Raw genomic sequence first — 18,648 nt, forward strand, 5'->3', positions numbered from 1 at the left:
AAGCTATGCAAAATAAACTGAATTTATTAAAGAAAAAGATCGCTAACGCGCTAATTGTTGATCGTGAAAATGACATTTATCGCTACAACAGAAATATCTTTATTGACGAGCAGCTATTTGAACTCGAAATGAAGCATATATTTGAAGGGAGTTGGGTCTATCTGGCACACGAAAGCCAAATTCCTGAGCCAGGCGATTATTTCACGTTAACCCTTGGTAGACAGCCAATAATTATTACACGTGATAAAAAGAATGAATTGCACGGTTTAATTAATAGCTGTGCTCATCGTGGTGCCATGTTATGCCGCCGTAAAGCGGGTAATAAAAGCTCGTTCACCTGCCCATTCCACGGCTGGACGTTTAGCAATAACGGTAAATTACTAAAAGCTAAAGACGAAAGTGTGGGCGGCTACCCAGAAAACTTTAAGCAACACGGCTCCCACGATCTTAAAAAGTTACCGCGCTTTGAGTCATATCGCGGCTTCCTGTTTGGCAGCCTTTCAGACGATGTGATGCCGCTTAATGATTATCTCGGTGAAACTCTAAAAATCATCGATCTGATAGTGGATCAAGCACCTGATGGCCTCGAAGTTCTACAAGGTGCATCGAGTTACATTTACGAGGGTAATTGGAAACTGGGTGCTGAGAATGGGGCCGATGGCTATCACGTCAGTGTCGTCCACTGGAATTACGCCTCGACGATGTCGCGCCGTAATTATGAAGAAGAGGGGACTCAGGCGGTGGACGCCAATGGCTGGTCGAAAAGCATTGGTGGTGGCTATGGTTTTGAACATGGGCACATGCTGCTCTGGACGCGCGCACTTAACCCGCAGGTACGCCCGGTATTTGCCGAGCGTGAACGTTTGACTGCCCAGTTCGGTGAGTTGCGAGCCGATCAAATGGTGAATGAAACGCGCAATCTATGCCTGTACCCGAATGTTTATCTGATGGATCAGTTCTCCACTCAAATCCGTGTAATCCGCCCTCTGGCGGTGGATAAAACCGAAGTCACAATCTATTGCTTCGCACCTAAAGGCGAAGCCCCTGAAACACGAGCCACACGCATTCGCCAGTACGAAGATTTCTTCAATGTCAGCGGTATGGGCACGCCGGATGATTTGGAAGAGTTCCGTGCCTGCCAGAATGGATATTTGGGGCAAAATCTTGAATGGAGCGACCTGAGCCGTGGAGCACAGCATTGGGTTTATGGGCCAGATGAACATGCCCAAAAAGCAGGGTTTGTACCGCAAATGAGTGGCGTACGTTCCGAAGACGAAGCGTTGTACATCGCGCACCACCATCACTGGCAGCAAACCATGCTGGCGGCGATTGAAAAAGAGCAGCGCAGTTACGATGCCTCCATTACCCAACGTGTGGAGGTGACGCCATGAGTCTGGATATCAACGCTATCAGCCAGTTTCTCTATTATGAAGCGAGTCTGTTAGACGATCGTCAATGGGATGAATGGATCAGTTGCTACAGCCCGAAAGTGGTGTACTGGATGCCAGCCTGGGGTGATGACGATCAACTCACCACCGATCCCTATAGCCAAATTTCACTGATTTTTTACCCAAACCGCCAGGGTCTGGAAGACCGCGTATATCGCATTAAAACGGAGCGTTCCGGTGCCAGTACACCCGAGCCACGGACGACGCATATGCTGTCAAATATCGCTGTTGTCGGCCAAAGCGGTAACAGCGTTGATGTGCGCTACAACTGGGTGACCCATAGCCACCGCTATCAGCAGAGTGGTTATTTCTTTGGCACCACATATTGCACCCTGGATTTGAGCGAAAGTCGCCCGCAAATCACCCGCAAAACTATTCATCTGAATAACGATTACATCCGTCAAGTGATCGACATCTATCACGTCTGAGAAGAGGTAATGCCATGAGCTTTAACATCGCCCTCAACTTTGAAGATGGGGTCACACGTTTTATTTCCTGCAATGTGGGTGAAAAGGTGCTGGATGCGGCCTATCGCCAGAAAGTGAATTTACCGATGGATTGCTCTGATGGCGTATGCGGCACCTGTAAGTGCCACTGTGCGAGCGGAGAGTACAACCTCGGTGAAGATTTTCTTGAGGACGCGCTCAGTGAAGATGAAGCACAACAACGCCTGGTACTAACTTGCCAGATGGTGCCCGACTCTGATTGTGTGATTGATGTGCCTGTCCCCGCGGCGGCCTGCAAAACAGGCATCGGCAGTTTCGAAGGCACGGTAATGCGCAGTGAAGCACTGACGCCCAGCGCTATAGAATTGGTCATTGCCCTGGACAAGGGAGTCGACTTCCTGCCTGGGCAGTACGTCAATATCCAGATCCCTGGTGGGACGCAGGTACGCGCCTATTCGTTTAGTTCGCTACCTGGTGATACGCAGGCAAGCTTTCTGATTCGCAATGTTCCCGGCGGCATGATGAGCACCTGGCTTGGGCAGCATGCGAAAGCAGGGGATGTATTAACGCTAACGGGCCCTATGGGTAGTTTTTATCTGCGCCCGGTGTTACGTCCGATTTTGATGTTGGCCGGTGGTACGGGGCTAGCACCGTTTCTCGCAATGCTCAGACAGTTGGCGAAAACTCCCGCCGAACAGCCGATTACGCTGCTTTATGGTGTGACGAAAGATACCGATCTGGTGATGGTCGAGGTACTTAACGAACTGGCGGCTCGCTTGCCAAATTTGACCTGGCTGCCGGTAGTCACAGATGAGGCATCCGCCTGCCCACAAAAAGGCTATGTCACCGATCACTTCAGTGAAGAGTTGCTTAACCAGGGTGAGGTGGATGTGTATCTGTGCGGGCCACCACCGATGGTTGATGCGGTTTTACGCAGTTTCCGCGAGCGCCAAATAACCCCGGCGAATTTTCATTACGAAAAATTCACTCCCAGCCAGAATGCAACGGACAGCGCGGCTGCCTAAGGAGCCATAATGCGATTTCATAACAAAGTAATGGTGATTACCGGGGCGGCCCAGGGCATTGGTCGCCAGGTTGCTGAACAAGCCGCTAAAGAGGGCGCGCGACTGGTTTTGATTGACCGTGCTCGCTACGTTCACGAACTTGCGCAAAACTTGCGTCAACAAGGTCGCGAAGTGCTGGCCATTGAGGCTGACCTTGAACAATGGCAGAGCACTGAAAAGGCGATGAGTGAAGCGCATCTGCACTTCGGCGTAATTGACGTGCTGGTTAATAACGTTGGCGGGACTATTTGGGCTCGCCCTTTTGCTGAGTATCAGGCTGAGCAAATTGAAGCTGAAATCCGACGCTCGTTATTTCCTACGCTGTGGGGATGTCGCGCCGTCTTACCTTTTATGCTCACCCAACAACGCGGTGCGATTGTGAATGTTTCTTCTGTGGCAACCCGTGGAGTTAACCGCGTGCCATATTCCGCCGCCAAAGGTGGGGTCAATGCGTTAACGCAATCGTTGGCGATGGAATATTCCGGAAGCGGCATCCGTATTAATGCCACGGCACCAGGTGGTACAGATGCGCCCGCGCGCCTGACTCCACGTAACCAGGAGCAGCCAAGTCCACAGGAGCAAGAATGGTATCAGCAGGTAGTAGACCAAACCAAAGAGAGCAGCCTTATGCATCGTTATGGTTCGCTTGCTGAGCAGGCCAATGCAATTTTATTTCTGGCAAGTGACGAGGCAAGCTACATCACGGGAACTATCTTGCCAGTCGGCGGTGGTGATTTAGGTTAGCGTTTAAAAGAAAAGAGGCCGGTTAGCCGGCCCTGGTTTTATTTCTTCACGGCCAATAGCACGGAAGAGGCTTTGATCAGCGCAATTAAACGGCTGCCATTTTTCAGCGCCATTTCATCTGCGGCTTCGTTGGTTACCACCGCTGTTAACTCTGTACCACCATCGGTTGCAATATTTACCGTGGTATTTACTGCGCCACGCAGCAGGGAAAGTACAGAACCTGGGAACTGATTACGCGCAGAAAACTGGAAACCGCAGTCTTCTGTAGCCAACATCACCCATGGTGCTTTGATCAGTGCTACGGCCTCTTTACCTGGATTTAATCCTAATGCTTCCCGGCTGGAGCGAGTCACAACTGCCACCAGCTTGCCACCGCTATTTAGCGTAAGTTCTACTTCGTCATTAATCGCGCCATCCGCGATATGGCTAACCGTGCCAGCGAGTTGGTTACGTGCGGAAATAGTCATTTTCTCTCCTTTTAATGATTAACAGTTATTCTAAGCGTAGAGCATTAGGAAGTTATCTCAATCAGCTGGATATTCAGGGTTGCAATTACAGTCTTGTAAATCCGTCACCAGCCCATCGAGCGTCGTGAACCTGAGCAACCTGCATTTCTCTTCACCATCCATATGAAATTTCAATAAATGCGAAAATTGATAGCGCAGATTAGCAGCCTCGCTTACACCTTATCTACACTTTAAAAATCATCCAGTTATCTTACCGCAGGAAAAATTTCAGGTACGCGCTTTACTGCGCTGTCTATCACATCCTGGTGAAATTTCCTTGCAGCCCTGTGCTTGCCATATTTACGCAGACTATTGTTTTTGTACGGGGATTTTTTTGGACTTCGGCACTGATTGTTTGAGCGTGCCGCCTTTATCTTTCAGACAGGAGTAGCAGCAATGCGAACAAAACAGGCTATATGGTCTCTTTCCGCCCTCTGTTTGACCGTGCTTTCTGCACAGGCGGCGGGGCTTCCAGACAAAATAGGTGCCGGTGAAGGGCAGCTCGATATTATCGCCTGGCCGGGTTATATCGAACGCGGTGATACCGACAAAGCGTACAACTGGGTTACTGATTTTGAAAAAGAGACCGGTTGTAAGGTGAATGTGAAAACCGCCGCGACCTCTGACGAAATGGTCAGTTTAATGGCGAAAGGTGGTTATGACCTCGTCACCGCTTCGGGCGATGCATCCTTGCGCCTGATTATGGGCAAGCGCGTGCAGCCAATTAACACTGCGCTGATCCCAAACTGGAAAAACGTCGATCCACGGCTGGTGAAAGGCTCCTGGTTTAACGTGGGCGATAAAGTTTACGGCACGCCGTATCAGTGGGGGCCGAACCTGCTGATGTACAACACTAAAACTTTCCCAACACCGCCTGACAGCTGGAGCGTGGTGTTCGTCAAACAAGATTTGCCGGATGGTAAAACTAACCAGGGCCGTGTGCAGGCCTACGATGGGCCAATTTACATCGCCGATGCCGCGTTATTTGTGAAAGCCACACAGCCACAACTGGGCATTACCGACCCGTACCAGCTTACCGAAGAACAATATGCCGCAGTGCTAAAAGTGCTGCGTGACCAACACGGTCTGATTCACCGTTACTGGCATGACACAACCGTTCAGATGAGCGATTTCAAAAACGAAGGCGTGGTCGCTTCCAGCGCCTGGCCATATCAGGCGAATGCCCTAAAAGGCGAAGGCCAGCCGATTGCCACCGTATTCCCGAAAGAGGGCGTCACCGGTTGGGCAGATACCACCATGCTGCATGCTGATGCGAAACATATGAACTGCGCCTACAAATGGATGGACCACTCGCTAAAAGCGAAAGTCCAGGGGGACGTGGCGGCGTGGTTCGGTTCACTGCCAGCGGTAGCGGAAGGCTGTAAAGCCAGTACGCTTTTGGGTGACAAAGGCTGTGAAACCAACGGCTACAACTACTTCGATAAAATTGTGTTCTGGAAAACTCCGGTCGCCGAAGGCGGTAAATTCGTGCCGTACAGTCGCTGGACCCAGGATTATATCGCCATTATGGGTGGCCGCTAAGCCTGGAGGAGTTATGTCGTACGCTGTGCAGTTCAGAAACGTCTCGCGCCTTTATGGTGATGTTCGCGCCGTAGATAACGTTTCAATTGATATTGATGACGGGGAGTTTTTCTCCATGCTCGGGCCTTCTGGCTCGGGCAAAACCACCTGTTTAAGGCTGATTGCCGGTTTTGAACAGGTGACTTCCGGCGAGATAGCTATTTTTGGCAAACCGGCACAAGACGTGCCGCCTTATCAACGCGATGTGAATACCGTCTTCCAGGATTACGCCTTATTCCCCCATATGACCGTGCTGGAAAACGTCGCATATGGCTTGATGGTAAAGGGGATTGATAAAAAAACACGCCTTGCCAAAGCGCAGGAAGCGCTCGAGCGAGTCGCCCTGGGTTTTGTTCACGCCCGTAAACCTTCGCAACTTTCCGGCGGCCAGCGCCAGCGTGTGGCACTGGCTCGCGCGCTGGTGAATCGCCCACGTGTGTTGTTACTGGATGAGCCGCTGGGGGCACTGGATCTTAAACTGCGCGAGCAGATGCAGGGCGAGCTGAAAAAACTCCAGCGCGAGCTGGGCATCACCTTTATTTTCGTCACCCACGACCAAAGTGAGGCGCTGTCGATGTCTGACCGCGTTGCGGTGTTCAATAACGGGCGTATCGAGCAAGTGGATACGCCGCGCCAGTTATATATGCAGCCACGTACCGCATTTGTGGCCAGTTTTGTCGGTACTTCAAACGTGTTACAACCGGCTCTTGCCGGGAAAGTGTGCGGTGAGGAGGGGCTATTTTCTCTACGCCCTGAGCATATTGTTCTCAACGATCATTCTGGCCAAAGCGGCGGAATCAGTGTTAGCGGCATGATTCAGGAGATCCATTATCAAGGGGCGGCGACACGACTTGAACTGCGCCTTGCCGACGGCGAAAAACTACTGGTCAGTGAAGCGAACCCGCAGCGGATTATCAGCGAAGAGCGCTATCAAATTGGCCAGCAGGTCACCGCAGTCTGGCCTCGCGCGGCGATGGTTCCGCTGTTGGGGGAAGGATGAAATGGATATGAGCCTCCCCACATCGCATCCTGACAACCGCCTGATGCGGCGCATTGCCACATTTTTGTGGCAGCGCCCTGGATTCTGGTTGGCCTTATTGCTCCTGCCACCGCTGTTATGGTTCGGTGTTGTCTATCTTGGTTCGTTACTCACGCTACTGTGGCAGGGGTTTTACACCTTCGATGATTTCACCATGTCGGTCACGCCTGACCTGACATTTGCCAATATTGCGGCCCTGTTTAACCCGGCTAACTACGACATTATTCTGCGCACCCTGACGATGGCAATTGCGGTGACGCTCGGCAGCGCAGTGCTGGCGTTTCCGATGGCGTACTTTATGGCGCGCTACACCACCGGCAAGTTGAAGGCGTTTTTCTATATCGCTGTGATGCTGCCAATGTGGGCCAGTTACATCGTTAAGGCTTACGCCTGGACGCTGTTACTTTCCCGTGATGGCGTAGCGCAATGGTTTCTTAACCATATGGGGCTGGAACCGCTATTAAACCTGATGCTCACCATTCCAGCGGTGGGGGGCAATACGCTCTCCACATCCGGTTTTGGGCGCTTCCTGGTGTTTCTCTACATCTGGCTGCCGTTCATGATTTTGCCGATTCAGGCGGCACTTGAGCGCCTGCCTCCGTCGTTGTTACAGGCCTCCGCCGATTTGGGCGCGCGCCCATCGCAAACTTTCCGCCATGTGATTTTGCCTCTGGCCATTCCTGGTGTAGCGGCGGGATCGGTGTTCACGTTTTCGCTTACGCTGGGTGATTTTATTGTGCCGCAGTTGGTGGGGCCGCCGGGGTATTTCATCGGCAATATGGTCTATTCCCAGCAAGGCGCGATAGGCAATATGCCGATGGCGGCGGCGTTTACCCTGGTGCCGATTGTATTGATCGCCATTTATCTTTCACTGGTGAAACGACTGGGGGCCTTCGATGCACTCTGAACGCGCACCATTACTGCTAAAAATTGCCGCTTGGGGTGGGGTCATCTTCCTGCATTTCCCGCTGCTGATAATCGCTCTTTACGCGTTTAACACTGAAGAGGCGGCATTTAGTTTCCCACCAAAAGGGCTGACGCTGCACTGGTTCAGCGTGGCGGCATCGCGCAGTGACATTTTAGATGCTGTGACGTTGTCACTTAAAATTGCTGCGCTGGCAACTATACTTGCTTTGATCCTTGGCACACTGGCGGCTGCGGCACTGTGGCGGAGGGAATTCTTCGGCAAAAATGCCATTTCACTATTGCTGCTGTTACCGATTGCTTTGCCGGGCATTATCACGGGCCTTGCGCTGTTAACCGCCTTCAAAATGATGAATTTTGAACCGGGCTTTTTCACCATTGTGGTGGGGCACGCAACGTTTTGCGTCGTTATTGTGTTTAACAACGTCATCGCTCGTTTTCGTCGCACCTCTTACAGCTTGATTGAGGCGTCGATGGATCTTGGCGCCGACGGCTGGCAGACCTTCCGCTATGTGATTTTGCCTAATTTGGGGTCTGCATTACTCGCCGGAGGCATGTTGGCGTTTGCGCTGTCGTTTGATGAAATTATCGTCACAACTTTTACCGCCGGACATGAACGCACATTGCCGCTGTGGCTGCTCAACCAATTAGGGCGTCCGCGCGAAGTTCCGGTCACGAATGTGGTGGCACTAATGGTGATGTTGATGACAACCATTCCGATTTTAGGGGCGTACTGGCTGAGCCGTGGTGGAGATGAAGTCGCGGGCAGCGGTAAATAATGTTGAAAAGGGTATCACTATGCAAAGCCAGCTATTAATAAACGGCCAGTTAGTGCAAGGCCTTGGGGAAAAGTTGCCGGTGTATAACCCGGCAACCGGTGAGGTTCTGCTGGAGGTTGCGGAAGCCAGTGCGGATCAGGTAAACGATGCAGTCCTGGCTGCAGATATTGCTTTTGCTACCTGGGGGCAAACCACGCCAAAAGAGCGCGCGGAACATCTGTTAAAACTGGCAGATGTTATCGAGCAAAATGGCGAAGTGTTTGCCCGTCTGGAGTCGCAAAACTGCGGCAAACCTTATCACTGTGTGTTGAATGATGAGATCCCGGCGGTGGTGGATGTGTTCCGCTTCTTTGCCGGTGCAAGCCGCTGTTTGAATGGTTTGGCGGCGGGGGAATATCTCAGCGGCCATACATCGATGATTCGCCGTGACCCTGTGGGCGTGGTGGCATCTATCGCACCGTGGAATTACCCGTTAATGATGGCGGCCTGGAAACTCGGCCCGGCACTCGCCGCGGGTAACTGCGTGGTGATCAAACCATCCGAAATCACACCGCTTACCGCTTTTAAACTCGCTGAATTGGCAAAAGATATTTTCCCGGCTGGCGTATTGAATGTGCTGTTCGGACGCGGGCAAACGGTGGGTGATGTGCTGACCGGTCACCCGAAAGTACGCATGGTTTCCTTAACCGGCTCAATTGCCACTGGCGAACACATCATCAGCCACACCGCACCTTCAATTAAGCGCACCCATATGGAACTGGGCGGCAAAGCGCCGGTAATTGTCTTTGATGATGCGGATTTAGACGCTGTGGTTGAAGGTGTGCGTACCTTCGGCTATTACAACGCCGGGCAAGACTGTACGGCCGCGTGCCGTATTTACGCCCAGAAGGGTATTTACGACAAACTGGTGGAAAAACTGGGGGAAGCGGTCAGCAGCCTGAAATATGGTGCGCCAGACGATGAATCCACCGAGCTTGGGCCGCTAAGTTCTGCCGCTCATCTCGAGCGCGTAAGCCTTGCGGTGAATGCCGCCAAAGCGCTGGCACACGTAAAAGTGGTGACGGGCGGGGCGAAAGTAGAAGGGCCGGGATATTACTTCCAGCCAACGCTACTTGCTGGTGCGAAGCAGGAAGATGACATCGTGCAAAAAGAGGTGTTCGGCCCGGTGGTCAGCATCACGAGCTTTGATGATGAGGAGCAGGTGCTTGGCTGGGCGAACGATTCGAGCTACGGGCTGGCGTCTTCAGTCTGGACAAAAGATGTCGGTCGCGCACATCGCCTGAGTGCTCGTCTGCAATACGGCTGTACCTGGGTGAACACTCATTTCATGCTGGTTAGCGAAATGCCACACGGTGGGCAAAAACTTTCGGGTTACGGCAAGGATATGTCGTTATTCGGGCTTGAGGATTACACCGTTATTCGGCATGTAATGATTAAGCACTAGCGTTATCTCACCACCTCAGGGAGAGGTGGTGATTATTTTGCAACTTAATGATCCAGATACAAATAGTGCATCCAACTGGTCATACGCAGCAAAACCTTACGCATAACAGACACATGGGTAAAGTGGTCGGAATAGACGGCAACTTGTGCAAAAATACCGTCGGGTAAGGCATCCACTTGTGCATCAGGCGCGAGCTCAATCACCGCCAGTACGCCATCACTCCCTGGGGTTAACGTCAGAGACTGCAAAGTCCCCTGAGCCTGATAAGAACCCCCGGAACCACGGGCAAAACCGTTGTCAGCTTACCCTGGAAAACCTGCCCCGGTAGCGCATTGAACACCACTTCGGCTTGATCACCCGCCTCCAGACGTAACAGAGAGTTCTGCCTGAACTGGGCAATAATCTGGCGTTTTTGTTGCGGGATAAACACCATCACCGGACGTAACGGCAGGGCGGCTGCATAGGTTCCCGGACGTATCAGAACTTGCGTGACATAACCATCGCTGGGGGCACGAATAACGGTTTGGTTGAGGTTATATTTGGCTTCGGCAAGTTGGGCGCGCAGGCTGACAATTTGTGATTGTTCGCCATTCACCATGCTGTCTAACTGGCTTCTGATTTGTGACTGTTCAGCAACTGAGCCTTTTACCAGCGCATCTTGTGCGAGGTAGTTTTGCCGTGCGTTATCAATATCGCTTTCAGAGAAGGGATTCACACGGGCTTTACTGCCCTGAAGATAACGTTGGTAGTCCTTATATAGTCTGTCGCGTTCGGCGGTGACACGGGTCGTGTTGGCCACGGCGGCGTCAAGTTGTGATTTGAGTGACTGAGTACTGTGAATTGCCGTCATTAAATCAGCTTGCAACCTGTCGACTCGAGCTTGATAGCGCGTAGGTTCTATTTTAAATAGCACTTCACCTTTTTTAATCATCATGTTTTGTTTATCGGTCACTTCACTGACAATTCCCGTTACTTGTGGAGTAAGTGGAATAGAAATAACCGCTTTTTGCGCTAAGTAAGTATATGGATGGTTGTAGTTCATTAATAAAATAAGTGCGCCAATTAAAAACACCCCACCTAAGGCAGCGGTTGGCACGGTCCATTTATTTACCGGTATTTTAAAAATCTTAAATACGGCCCACGCAAATGCCACATACGTCAGGATAATGAGCAGATCCATGATATTACTCCGATGGAGTTATTTTGTTGTTATCCAGTTTCTGTTCCAGTTCGCTTACGCGTTGCTGTAACGAAGCCAGTGTTGCGTCGGCATCTTGTTGCATGCCCCAGCCCCGTTCAGGGCGGTAGAGCGTTGCCCAAATCCATAAGAATGGCCATATAACATGAAGGGTAAATAAACTGACCCACCCGGCGACGTGAATCGCATCGGCGTGAGGGTGGTTACGGGCTTTGGCTATCAGGTAAGGAATGTCGTGAAGAATAATAATCCCATAAAAAATAATGAGAAAGACAACGATCAAAACACCCAGCGCGAAATAGTTGAGGAACATAGTGACCTCGTTTGAGAAACGGCCGTTTTTACTAAAGATAGTCGTTATCTAACTCAGGGTTTATGAATCAATAAAAATTTACCCGGAATAATTAATTACCACCCAAATGAGCAGGATAACGCCGGTATTTTCTTTCCTGAAAAAGTCGTAATAATGAAAGCTGGCGTCATCCTTTTTTCTTTTGTTAATTACTCAGTTTCGTCGCGTATATCCGTCGATGAGGCATTTTTTTGAACGGATTCAATCCCTTTATGGGCCGCCGCTTTTGATGAGTACATTTCGCTTTGTGCAATAACTTGCCCGTTTGACGCTTTTAGCACGAAATAAAATGGCTCAGCTGTCGCTTTCGTTGATTTCTTTAAAACATAGTGTCCCATAGAAGATCTCCGCAGATACCCAAGGCCCAATGCCTGTGGGATAACTTAAATATAGTGCAATCAACAAGCGAGACGGTCATGGGAGTTTGATGGGGGCAAAAACTTGATCTGAGTCATAAAAAAGAGCATATTTTGCGGGAAATTTTTCAAACTACCCATTATAAAAATGACTTTTTATCAATATATGCTGGTTTTTTACGCTGCGATGTCGTTAATCGCTGCTTTTGTCACCTGGTTTTTGGCTCGCGATACCAAACGAATTAAACTATTAAGCTCTGTGTTGGTGGGAGCAACCTGGCCGATGAGCTTTCCGGTGGCTTTGATGTTTTCTTTGTTCTAAAACCCGTCATAATTCAAACCGAATCACTACAACTCGAATGATGTTGGGTTTAGCCAAATAGGTATTCCATGAATGACATAACTTTTTTCCAGCGTTTCGAGAACGATATCGTCGCCGGGCGCAAAACAATCACATTGCGTGATGCATCTGAATCGCACTTCACCGCAGGCCAACAACTGCGAGTCGGGCGTTATGAAGATGATGTTTATTTTTGCACTATTGAAGTGGTCAGTGTGACGCCAGTGGCTCTTGACCAACTGACCGATGAGCATGCAAGGCAGGAAAATATGACGCTGCCTGAGCTCAAGGAAGTGATTGCTGAAATTTATCCGGGCCTGAATGAGCTTTACGCGATTGTATTTACGCGTGTCACCAAAGCCTAGTGCACAAAAACAGGAAGGGGATCGCCCCTTCCTGACAACGAACCTAATGACTGGCTTTCTTCAACATCTGATACAACTCATCTTTTAGCCGCAGCTTCTCTTTTTTCATCTGCACGACCTTTTCGTTGTATCCCGTCCCTTTTGGTCCCCCCTGGCGTAAAATCTCATCGTCGAGTTGATTGTGCTTGTCAAACAAGCTGAGGAAACGTGGGTTAGCGGATTTTAGTTCGTTGATCAATTCACGGTACTCAGGAAACATTGCGAACCTCCTGGACTGTTCTACCCGTCATGCTTCAATTGCGAATTATTTGGGTAGAGGGTGGGTGAATGGAATTTGCTGGCAGTCACTGCCAACCCCAGTGTATGCACCACTTAAAGCAAATTGAAAGCGCCGCTTGGTAAGGGTTTGTCAATTTGCGACCCGTGAGACGAGTCAGTTAAATTGATTAAACTTTCAGCGGAATGCGGCTTGTATAATCGCAAAAATTGATAACGACAATCTCATGTTCATGTGCTAAAACATATCTATGATATATCTTACACAATGAATAATGAGAAACCGATGACCATACAAACCAAACCTAAACTTCCTAAGCGCGTAAAAAACGAGCTTAAATTCCGTGAATTAACCGTTAAAAGCAAACAAACGGTCGCTGGCTGCTTCCACCGTATTGTTTTTACCAGCCCCGACCTGGTTGGCTTTTCTTCACAGGGGTTTGATGACCATGTAAAAGTCTTCTTCCCGCCTGAAAACGGCGACTTTGCGCGCCCATCAGTTACCGACGATGGTATTGTTTGGGGCGAAGGGCTGCGACCAATTTCACGCGATTACACGCCTTTGTCCTTTGATGCCGCACGTAACGAATTGACGTTGGATTTCTATATTCACGACGGCGGTGTGGCAAGTTCGTGGGCTGATAACGCCGCTGTGGGCGATACATTGCTTATCGGCGGGCCAAGAGGGTCGCTCGTGATCCCAACTGATTACGCATTCCAACTCTATATTTGCGATGAAAGTGGTTTACCCGCAGTCCGTCGCCGCTTGCTCTCCTTACCCGAACACATTTCACCTGTCGTGCTGGTCAATAGTCACCATGCACAAACTCACGAATATCTCAGCGAGTTTGAACATGCGCGCATTGAGTGGCTTGATACCGCATCCATCGCAAGCAACCTCCGTACCCTTGAATTCCCGGAGACTGACTATTTCGTCTGGATTACCGGCGAAGGGCACGATGTGAAACAACTGAGCGATGAGCTTCTGGAAAGCCGTGGACTGGATGCCGATTACGTCCGCGCTGTCGCTTACTGGCATAACAAATAAGGAAACGAACATGAGAATCCAACATATTCATCATCGTTTTTGCGCCAAACATGAACGCCATGAACAGCATGGTTTACACGGTGGCCATCATGGTCATCACGAACACGGGGGAATGGAAGGTAAAGCGCGGATGCGCCGTGAACGCTTGTTTGATGCCAACGACATTCGTCTGCTGATCCTGCACTTCCTCTCAGCCAACACAGCCCATGGTTATGAGCTGATTAAATCCATCGAAGCCACGGCAAAAGGTGAATATGTGCCAAGCCCTGGCATTATTTACCCGAACCTCTCATTGCTTGAGGAGATGGGGTTTATCAGTGCAGTGCAGAGCGAAAGTAACAAAAAAGCGTGGATGCTAACCGAAGAAGGACATGCCGAACTTGCTCAGCAACATGAGCACCTCGGTCATATTATCTCGAGGCTTGAATCGTTAGGAGTATTAGGCGATAACCGCCGGCTTCCTGAAATACAGCGTGCCATCCATAACTTCAAAATGGCGCTCAATACCAAACTTGGCCAGAGCGATTTGCCGAAAGAGACGCTGTATAAAATCATCGATACCCTTGATCAGGCCGCGAAGGATATCGAACGCAGTTAATTTCGCCAGTTCTCGACAATGAAGCATAAAGATTCGCCCAAATCTGCCGAAACTATATGCTTCTGTTGCCATGAGAACAAATTAGCATGTTAAATCGCATAAAAGTTGTAACCAGCCTTCTGTTTGTGCTGGGTTTATTCGGCATTTTACAAATGACGTCTGGCGGGTTGTTCTTCAACGCGCTGAAAAACGACAAAGAAAACTTCACCGTACTGCAAACTATTCGCCAGCAGCAGTCCACACTCAACGGCAGCTGGGTTGCGTTATTGCAGACTCGTAACACGCTAAACCGTGCCGGTATCCGCCATATGATGGATACCAACAATATCGGTAGCGGTGCGACGGTAAATGAGCTGATGCTGATTGCCAGCCAGTCGTTAAAGCAGGCCGAAAAAGAGTGGGCGGCATATGAATCCTTGCCACGCGACGCGCGTCAGAGCGAAGAGTCAATCAACGAAATCAAACGCAACTATGTGATTTACCACGGTGCGTTGGCCGAGCTCATTCAACTGCTTGGCGCAGGTAAAATTAATGAGTTCTTCGACCAGCCAACCCAGAAATACCAGGATGGCTTTGAGCAGCAGTACGTCACCTACCTGCAACAAAATGACCGCCTGTATCAACAAGCAGTAGACGACAATAACCAGTCTTACTCGCAGGCCATCTGGATCCTGGTTGTAATTCTGGCGCTGGTTGTTGCGGCGATTATTACCGTTTGGCTGGGTATCAAGAAAACCCTTATCGAACCTTTGCATCGCTTGATTGATAACATCCGCCATATTGCGGACGGTGACCTGATGCATTCTATTGATGTGCAAGGGACCAATGAAATGGGCCAACTGGCAGCAAGCCTGCGTCATATGCAGTCCGAGCTGGTGAGCACAGTGAACGAAGTTCGTAACGGCGCACATGCGATTTATAGCGGTGCCAGCGAAATTTCTATCGGTAATAACGACCTTTCTTCCCGTACTGAACAACAAGCCGCTTCGCTTGAAGAGACTGCTGCCAGCATGGAACAGTTAACCGCGACCGTGAAACAGAATGCGGAAAACGCCCGTCAGGCAAGCCAGCTGGCCTTAAGCGCATCAGAAACCGCGCAGAGGGGCGGTAAAGTGGTGGATAACGTGGTGCGCACCATGAATGACATCGCCGGTAGCTCGAAGAAAATTGCTGACATCACCAGCGTGATTGACGGTATCGCTTTCCAGACCAATATTCTGGCGCTGAACGCCGCCGTTGAAGCTGCGCGTGCCGGTGAGCAAGGACGTGGTTTTGCGGTTGTTGCCGGTGAAGTGCGTAACCTGGCGCAGCGTAGTGCACAGGCGGCGAAAGAGATTAAAGGGCTGATTGAAGATTCCGTCAATAAAGTGGATACCGGTTCAACGCTGGTTGAAAGTGCGGGTGAAACCATGGGCGAAATCGTCAATGCGGTCACGCGTGTGACGGATATTATGGGTGAGATTGCCTCTGCGTCTGATGAGCAAAGCCGTGGTATCGACCAGGTCGGGCTGGCGGTTTCTGAAATGGACCGTGTAACGCAGCAAAACGCCGCTTTGGTTGAGGAATCTGCCGCTGCTGCATCAGCGCTTGAAGACCAGGCAAGCCGTCTGACTCAGGCGGTTGCCGTGTTCCGTATTGGCCAGGAAACCAAAAATGAACCCCGCACTGCTGAGCCGAAACTGGCCAGTAGCCCGGTGATGAAGCGCAAAGCACCGGTAAACGATTCAAACGAGAACTGGGAAACCTTCTGATTTTTGTGATGTGAAGGAGGGGATGACGCTGCGTTTATCCCCCTCGAAATTGAAAAACCAGGTCGGATTAGCGCAAGCGATATCCGACTTTCCTCTCTTATCCGCATAATCAGTACAGCCAGTTGTACTACCGCAGAATAAATCTGCGTGTTTTCTCACATATTTGTACGCAAAAATCTTAATTCCCTGCCACCAGACAGAAAAGTTTGAGCTTATTCACATAAGCCCATCGTCTGCGCCGCCACACTTGATTCCATCAGAACAGACTGGAGTCCAGCCTAATGGAATTGAAGCCAATTGAATCAAGCAAAGTCCCCGCACTGACGCGATCTATCGAAATTATTAATTTCATCGCGCAGCATGGGCCATCAAGCGCCTCAACCCTGATGAATGAACTGGGTATCCCCAAAAGCACGCTTTATCTGTTGCTGGCGGAATTAAAAAAACACCGGTTTTTAACCCTTGTCGAAGACAACTACTGCCTGTGGACAAAACTTGTTGAACTCGCCGAACACGCGCTCAGTAAAATCGACCTGCGAGATATTGCCCGTAAACGGCTGACTCAGTTGATGGAGCAAACAGGTCTGCTTTGCCATCTGGGGATTATTGATGGCGGCAATGCCTATTACATTCTCAAAATTGAATCTTCCTCCACCATCAGTGTGCGTTCGCATGAAGGAAAAAGTCTTTCTCTGAGCCGTTCGGGGATTGGCAAATGCCTTCTTGCCTGGCAGCCATCGCCGCTGCGTGAAAATATCGTGGCCGGGCTTAATTTCAGCTCACGCACGCCGACCTCAATTACCACCCCAGAGCGGATGCTCCAGGAAATAGAAAAAATCCGCTATCAAGGATGGAGCTATGACCGGGGCGAAGATTATGTCGACGTCCGCTGCGTCGCCGCTCCGGTGTTTAACGGGCACAACAATCTTACTGCCGCTATCTCAGTGGTAGGAACCCGACTCCAGATAAACGATGACAATCGCGACCTGATAGCCAGCCAGACTATTGCCTGCGCCAAAGACATTTCCCGTTTACTCGGTTGGCGCAGTCCATTTGACCTGAAAGCCTCTTAACGTATTTCATAAGGAGATAAACAATGAAGTTACCTAAAATCAAACATGTTCGAGCCTGGTACCTGGGTGGTGCGACTGCTGAAAAAGGCAGCGGCGGGGCGGATTACCACGATCAGGGTAATCAGCACTGGATTGATGACCATATCGCCACACCGATGAGCAAATATGCGCAATATGAGCAGTCACGCCAGTCGTTTGGGATCAACGTACTTGGCACCTTAGTGGTGGAAGTGGAAGCAGATAATGGCCAGACCGGTTTTGCTGTTTCCACTGCAGGTGAAATGGGCTGCTTTATCGTTGAAAAACACCTCAACCGTTTCATTGAAGGGAAATGTGTCAGTGACATCAAACTGATCCATGACCAAATGCTCGCTGCCACCATGTATTACTCCGGCTCTGGTGGCCTGGTGATGAACACCATCTCTTGTGTCGATCTTGCGTTGTGGGATCTGTTCGCCAAAGTGCTGGAAGTGCCGGTGTATAAGCTCCTTGGCGGTGCCGTGCGCGACGAAATTCAGTTTTATGCCACGGGTGCACGCCCGGACCTGGCGAAAGAGATGGGCTTTATCGGCGGGAAGATGCCAACCCATTGGGGGCCGCACGATGGTGACGCAGGAATCCGTAAAGACGCCGCCATGGTAGCGGAATATCGCGAAAAATGCGGGCCAGACTTCTGGCTAATGCTTGACTGCTGGATGAGCCAGGATGTGAATTACGCAACCAAACTGGCTCATGCCTGTGCACCTTACAATCTGAAATGGATTGAAGAGTGCCTGCCGCCTCAACAATACGAAGGATATCGCGAGCTCAAACGCAATGCTCCGGCGGGCATGATGGTCACCAGTGGTGAACACCATGGCACGCTGCAATCCTTCCGCACGCTGGCGGAAACGGGCATCGATATTATGCAACCTGATGTGGGCTGGTGCGGCGGGTTGACGACGCTGGTAGAAATTGCCGCCATCGCTAAATCCCGAGGTCAACTGGTGGTACCGCATGGTTCCTCGGTGTATTCCCATCACGCGGTGATTACCTTCACCAATACACCATTTAGTGAATTCCTGATGACCAGCTCGGACTGCTCAACTCTGCGTCCGCAATTTGACCCAATCTTGCTTAATGAACCGGTGCCAGTGAACGGGCGTATGCACAAGTCGGTGCTGGATAAACCAGGCTTTGGCGTTGAGCTGAACCGGGATTTAAAACTCAAACGTCCTTATAGCCATTAATCATTCAGTGTCACGTTTAACAGGGTATTCATATTCTTTAATCGTGACACTGTAACTTTTATTTGCCTCATTCAGAGGGAAACTATG

20 protein-coding genes and 1 pseudogene are annotated in these 18,648 nt (G+C 50.3%); 16 read left to right on the forward strand and 5 right to left on the reverse strand.

The window, feature by feature from the left end:
* Positions 1–5: 5 nt before the first annotated feature.
* From AC0IXI_RS11835 to benD, 4 genes are read left to right on the forward strand one after another with little or no spacing between them, the layout of a single operon-like run.
* Positions 6–1,391: a Rieske 2Fe-2S domain-containing protein gene (locus AC0IXI_RS11835; protein WP_471682445.1), complete on the forward strand. Its 1,386-nt coding sequence runs from the start codon at positions 6–8 to the stop codon at positions 1,389–1,391.
* Positions 1,388–1,876: a benzoate 1,2-dioxygenase small subunit gene (gene benB, locus AC0IXI_RS11840; RefSeq protein ID WP_064519021.1), complete on the forward strand. Its 489-nt coding sequence runs from the start codon at positions 1,388–1,390 to the stop codon at positions 1,874–1,876. Before AC0IXI_RS11835 ends, benB begins: the two co-directional genes overlap by 4 nt.
* A gap of 14 nt (positions 1,877–1,890) precedes the next feature.
* Positions 1,891–2,919 (forward strand): benzoate 1,2-dioxygenase electron transfer component BenC, encoded by a 1,029-nt coding sequence (benC, locus tag AC0IXI_RS11845; protein WP_134182506.1) that lies wholly within the window; start codon positions 1,891–1,893, stop codon positions 2,917–2,919.
* Positions 2,920–2,928: 9 nt separating this feature from the next.
* Complete coding sequence (gene benD / locus AC0IXI_RS11850; protein ID WP_134182508.1) at positions 2,929–3,702, forward strand: benzoate diol dehydrogenase BenD; 774 nt, start codon at positions 2,929–2,931, stop codon at positions 3,700–3,702.
* Positions 3,703–3,740: 38 nt separating this feature from the next.
* Here benD and AC0IXI_RS11855 read toward each other — a convergent pair whose 3' ends face one another.
* Complete coding sequence (locus tag AC0IXI_RS11855; protein ID WP_471682446.1) at positions 3,741–4,169, reverse strand: TOBE domain-containing protein; 429 nt, start codon at positions 4,167–4,169, stop codon at positions 3,741–3,743.
* 435 nt (positions 4,170–4,604) lie between these two features.
* Between AC0IXI_RS11855 and ydcS the strand changes: the two genes are divergently transcribed.
* From ydcS to patD, 5 genes are read left to right on the forward strand one after another with little or no spacing between them, the layout of a single operon-like run.
* Positions 4,605–5,750 carry a putative ABC transporter substrate-binding protein YdcS gene (gene ydcS / locus AC0IXI_RS11860; protein ID WP_134182512.1) on the forward strand — a complete coding sequence of 382 codons (1,146 nt, stop codon included), beginning with the start codon at positions 4,605–4,607 and terminating at the stop codon, positions 5,748–5,750.
* Between the two features lie 13 nt (positions 5,751–5,763).
* Positions 5,764–6,789 (forward strand): ABC transporter ATP-binding protein, encoded by a 1,026-nt coding sequence (locus AC0IXI_RS11865; RefSeq protein ID WP_064519011.1) that lies wholly within the window; start codon positions 5,764–5,766, stop codon positions 6,787–6,789.
* Positions 6,790–6,796: 7 nt separating this feature from the next.
* Positions 6,797–7,735 (forward strand): ABC transporter permease, encoded by a 939-nt coding sequence (locus tag AC0IXI_RS11870; RefSeq protein WP_422568534.1) that lies wholly within the window; start codon positions 6,797–6,799, stop codon positions 7,733–7,735.
* Entirely contained in the window at positions 7,725–8,531 is an 807-nt protein-coding gene (locus tag AC0IXI_RS11875; RefSeq protein WP_064554212.1) for an ABC transporter permease, read from the forward strand. Before AC0IXI_RS11870 ends, AC0IXI_RS11875 begins: the two co-directional genes overlap by 11 nt.
* A gap of 19 nt (positions 8,532–8,550) precedes the next feature.
* Positions 8,551–9,975 (forward strand): aminobutyraldehyde dehydrogenase, encoded by a 1,425-nt coding sequence (patD, locus tag AC0IXI_RS11880; RefSeq protein ID WP_471682447.1) that lies wholly within the window; start codon positions 8,551–8,553, stop codon positions 9,973–9,975.
* Positions 9,976–10,019: 44 nt separating this feature from the next.
* Here patD and AC0IXI_RS11885 read toward each other — a convergent pair.
* The 3 genes and pseudogenes from AC0IXI_RS11885 to AC0IXI_RS11895 all read right to left on the reverse strand — a co-directional run bounded on the left by AC0IXI_RS11885 (position 10,020) and on the right by AC0IXI_RS11895 (position 11,863).
* Positions 10,020–11,155 (reverse strand): annotated as a pseudogene (locus tag AC0IXI_RS11885) (HlyD family secretion protein).
* Positions 11,156–11,159: 4 nt separating this feature from the next.
* Positions 11,160–11,486 carry a DUF3302 domain-containing protein gene (locus AC0IXI_RS11890; RefSeq protein ID WP_064519002.1) on the reverse strand — a complete coding sequence of 109 codons (327 nt, stop codon included), beginning with the start codon at positions 11,484–11,486 and terminating at the stop codon, positions 11,160–11,162.
* 188 nt (positions 11,487–11,674) lie between these two features.
* On the reverse strand, positions 11,675–11,863 hold the full coding sequence (locus AC0IXI_RS11895; RefSeq protein ID WP_064519000.1) for a YegP family protein: 189 nt from the start codon (positions 11,861–11,863) through the stop codon (positions 11,675–11,677).
* A 166-nt stretch (positions 11,864–12,029) separates the two neighbouring features.
* Between AC0IXI_RS11895 and AC0IXI_RS11900 the strand changes: the two genes are divergently transcribed.
* Positions 12,030–12,203, forward strand: coding sequence for a GhoT/OrtT family toxin (locus AC0IXI_RS11900; RefSeq protein WP_064518998.1), 174 nt, complete (start codon positions 12,030–12,032; stop codon positions 12,201–12,203).
* A gap of 68 nt (positions 12,204–12,271) precedes the next feature.
* Positions 12,272–12,586, forward strand: coding sequence for a N(4)-acetylcytidine aminohydrolase (yqfB, locus tag AC0IXI_RS11905; RefSeq protein WP_134182523.1), 315 nt, complete (start codon positions 12,272–12,274; stop codon positions 12,584–12,586).
* Positions 12,587–12,629: 43 nt separating this feature from the next.
* Here yqfB and AC0IXI_RS11910 read toward each other — a convergent pair whose 3' ends face one another.
* Positions 12,630–12,845 (reverse strand): YdcH family protein, encoded by a 216-nt coding sequence (locus tag AC0IXI_RS11910; RefSeq protein ID WP_064518993.1) that lies wholly within the window; start codon positions 12,843–12,845, stop codon positions 12,630–12,632.
* 303 nt (positions 12,846–13,148) lie between these two features.
* On the opposite strand from AC0IXI_RS11910, the gene AC0IXI_RS11915 reads away from it, so the two are divergent.
* The 5 genes from AC0IXI_RS11915 to rhmD all read left to right on the forward strand — a co-directional run bounded on the left by AC0IXI_RS11915 (position 13,149) and on the right by rhmD (position 18,561).
* Entirely contained in the window at positions 13,149–13,910 is a 762-nt protein-coding gene (locus AC0IXI_RS11915) for a siderophore-interacting protein (protein ID WP_208326117.1), read from the forward strand.
* A gap of 10 nt (positions 13,911–13,920) precedes the next feature.
* Positions 13,921–14,508: a PadR family transcriptional regulator gene (locus AC0IXI_RS11920; RefSeq protein WP_083962993.1), complete on the forward strand. Its 588-nt coding sequence runs from the start codon at positions 13,921–13,923 to the stop codon at positions 14,506–14,508.
* Between the two features lie 86 nt (positions 14,509–14,594).
* Positions 14,595–16,259 carry a methyl-accepting chemotaxis protein gene (gene tsr / locus AC0IXI_RS11925; RefSeq protein ID WP_471682448.1) on the forward strand — a complete coding sequence of 555 codons (1,665 nt, stop codon included), beginning with the start codon at positions 14,595–14,597 and terminating at the stop codon, positions 16,257–16,259.
* Positions 16,260–16,540: 281 nt separating this feature from the next.
* Entirely contained in the window at positions 16,541–17,332 is a 792-nt protein-coding gene (locus AC0IXI_RS11930; RefSeq protein WP_134182527.1) for an IclR family transcriptional regulator, read from the forward strand.
* A gap of 23 nt (positions 17,333–17,355) precedes the next feature.
* Positions 17,356–18,561: an L-rhamnonate dehydratase gene (rhmD, locus tag AC0IXI_RS11935; RefSeq protein ID WP_422568529.1), complete on the forward strand. Its 1,206-nt coding sequence runs from the start codon at positions 17,356–17,358 to the stop codon at positions 18,559–18,561.
* Positions 18,562–18,648: the final 87 nt, after the last annotated feature.

Source organism: Buttiauxella sp. AC038, assembly GCF_979253565.1.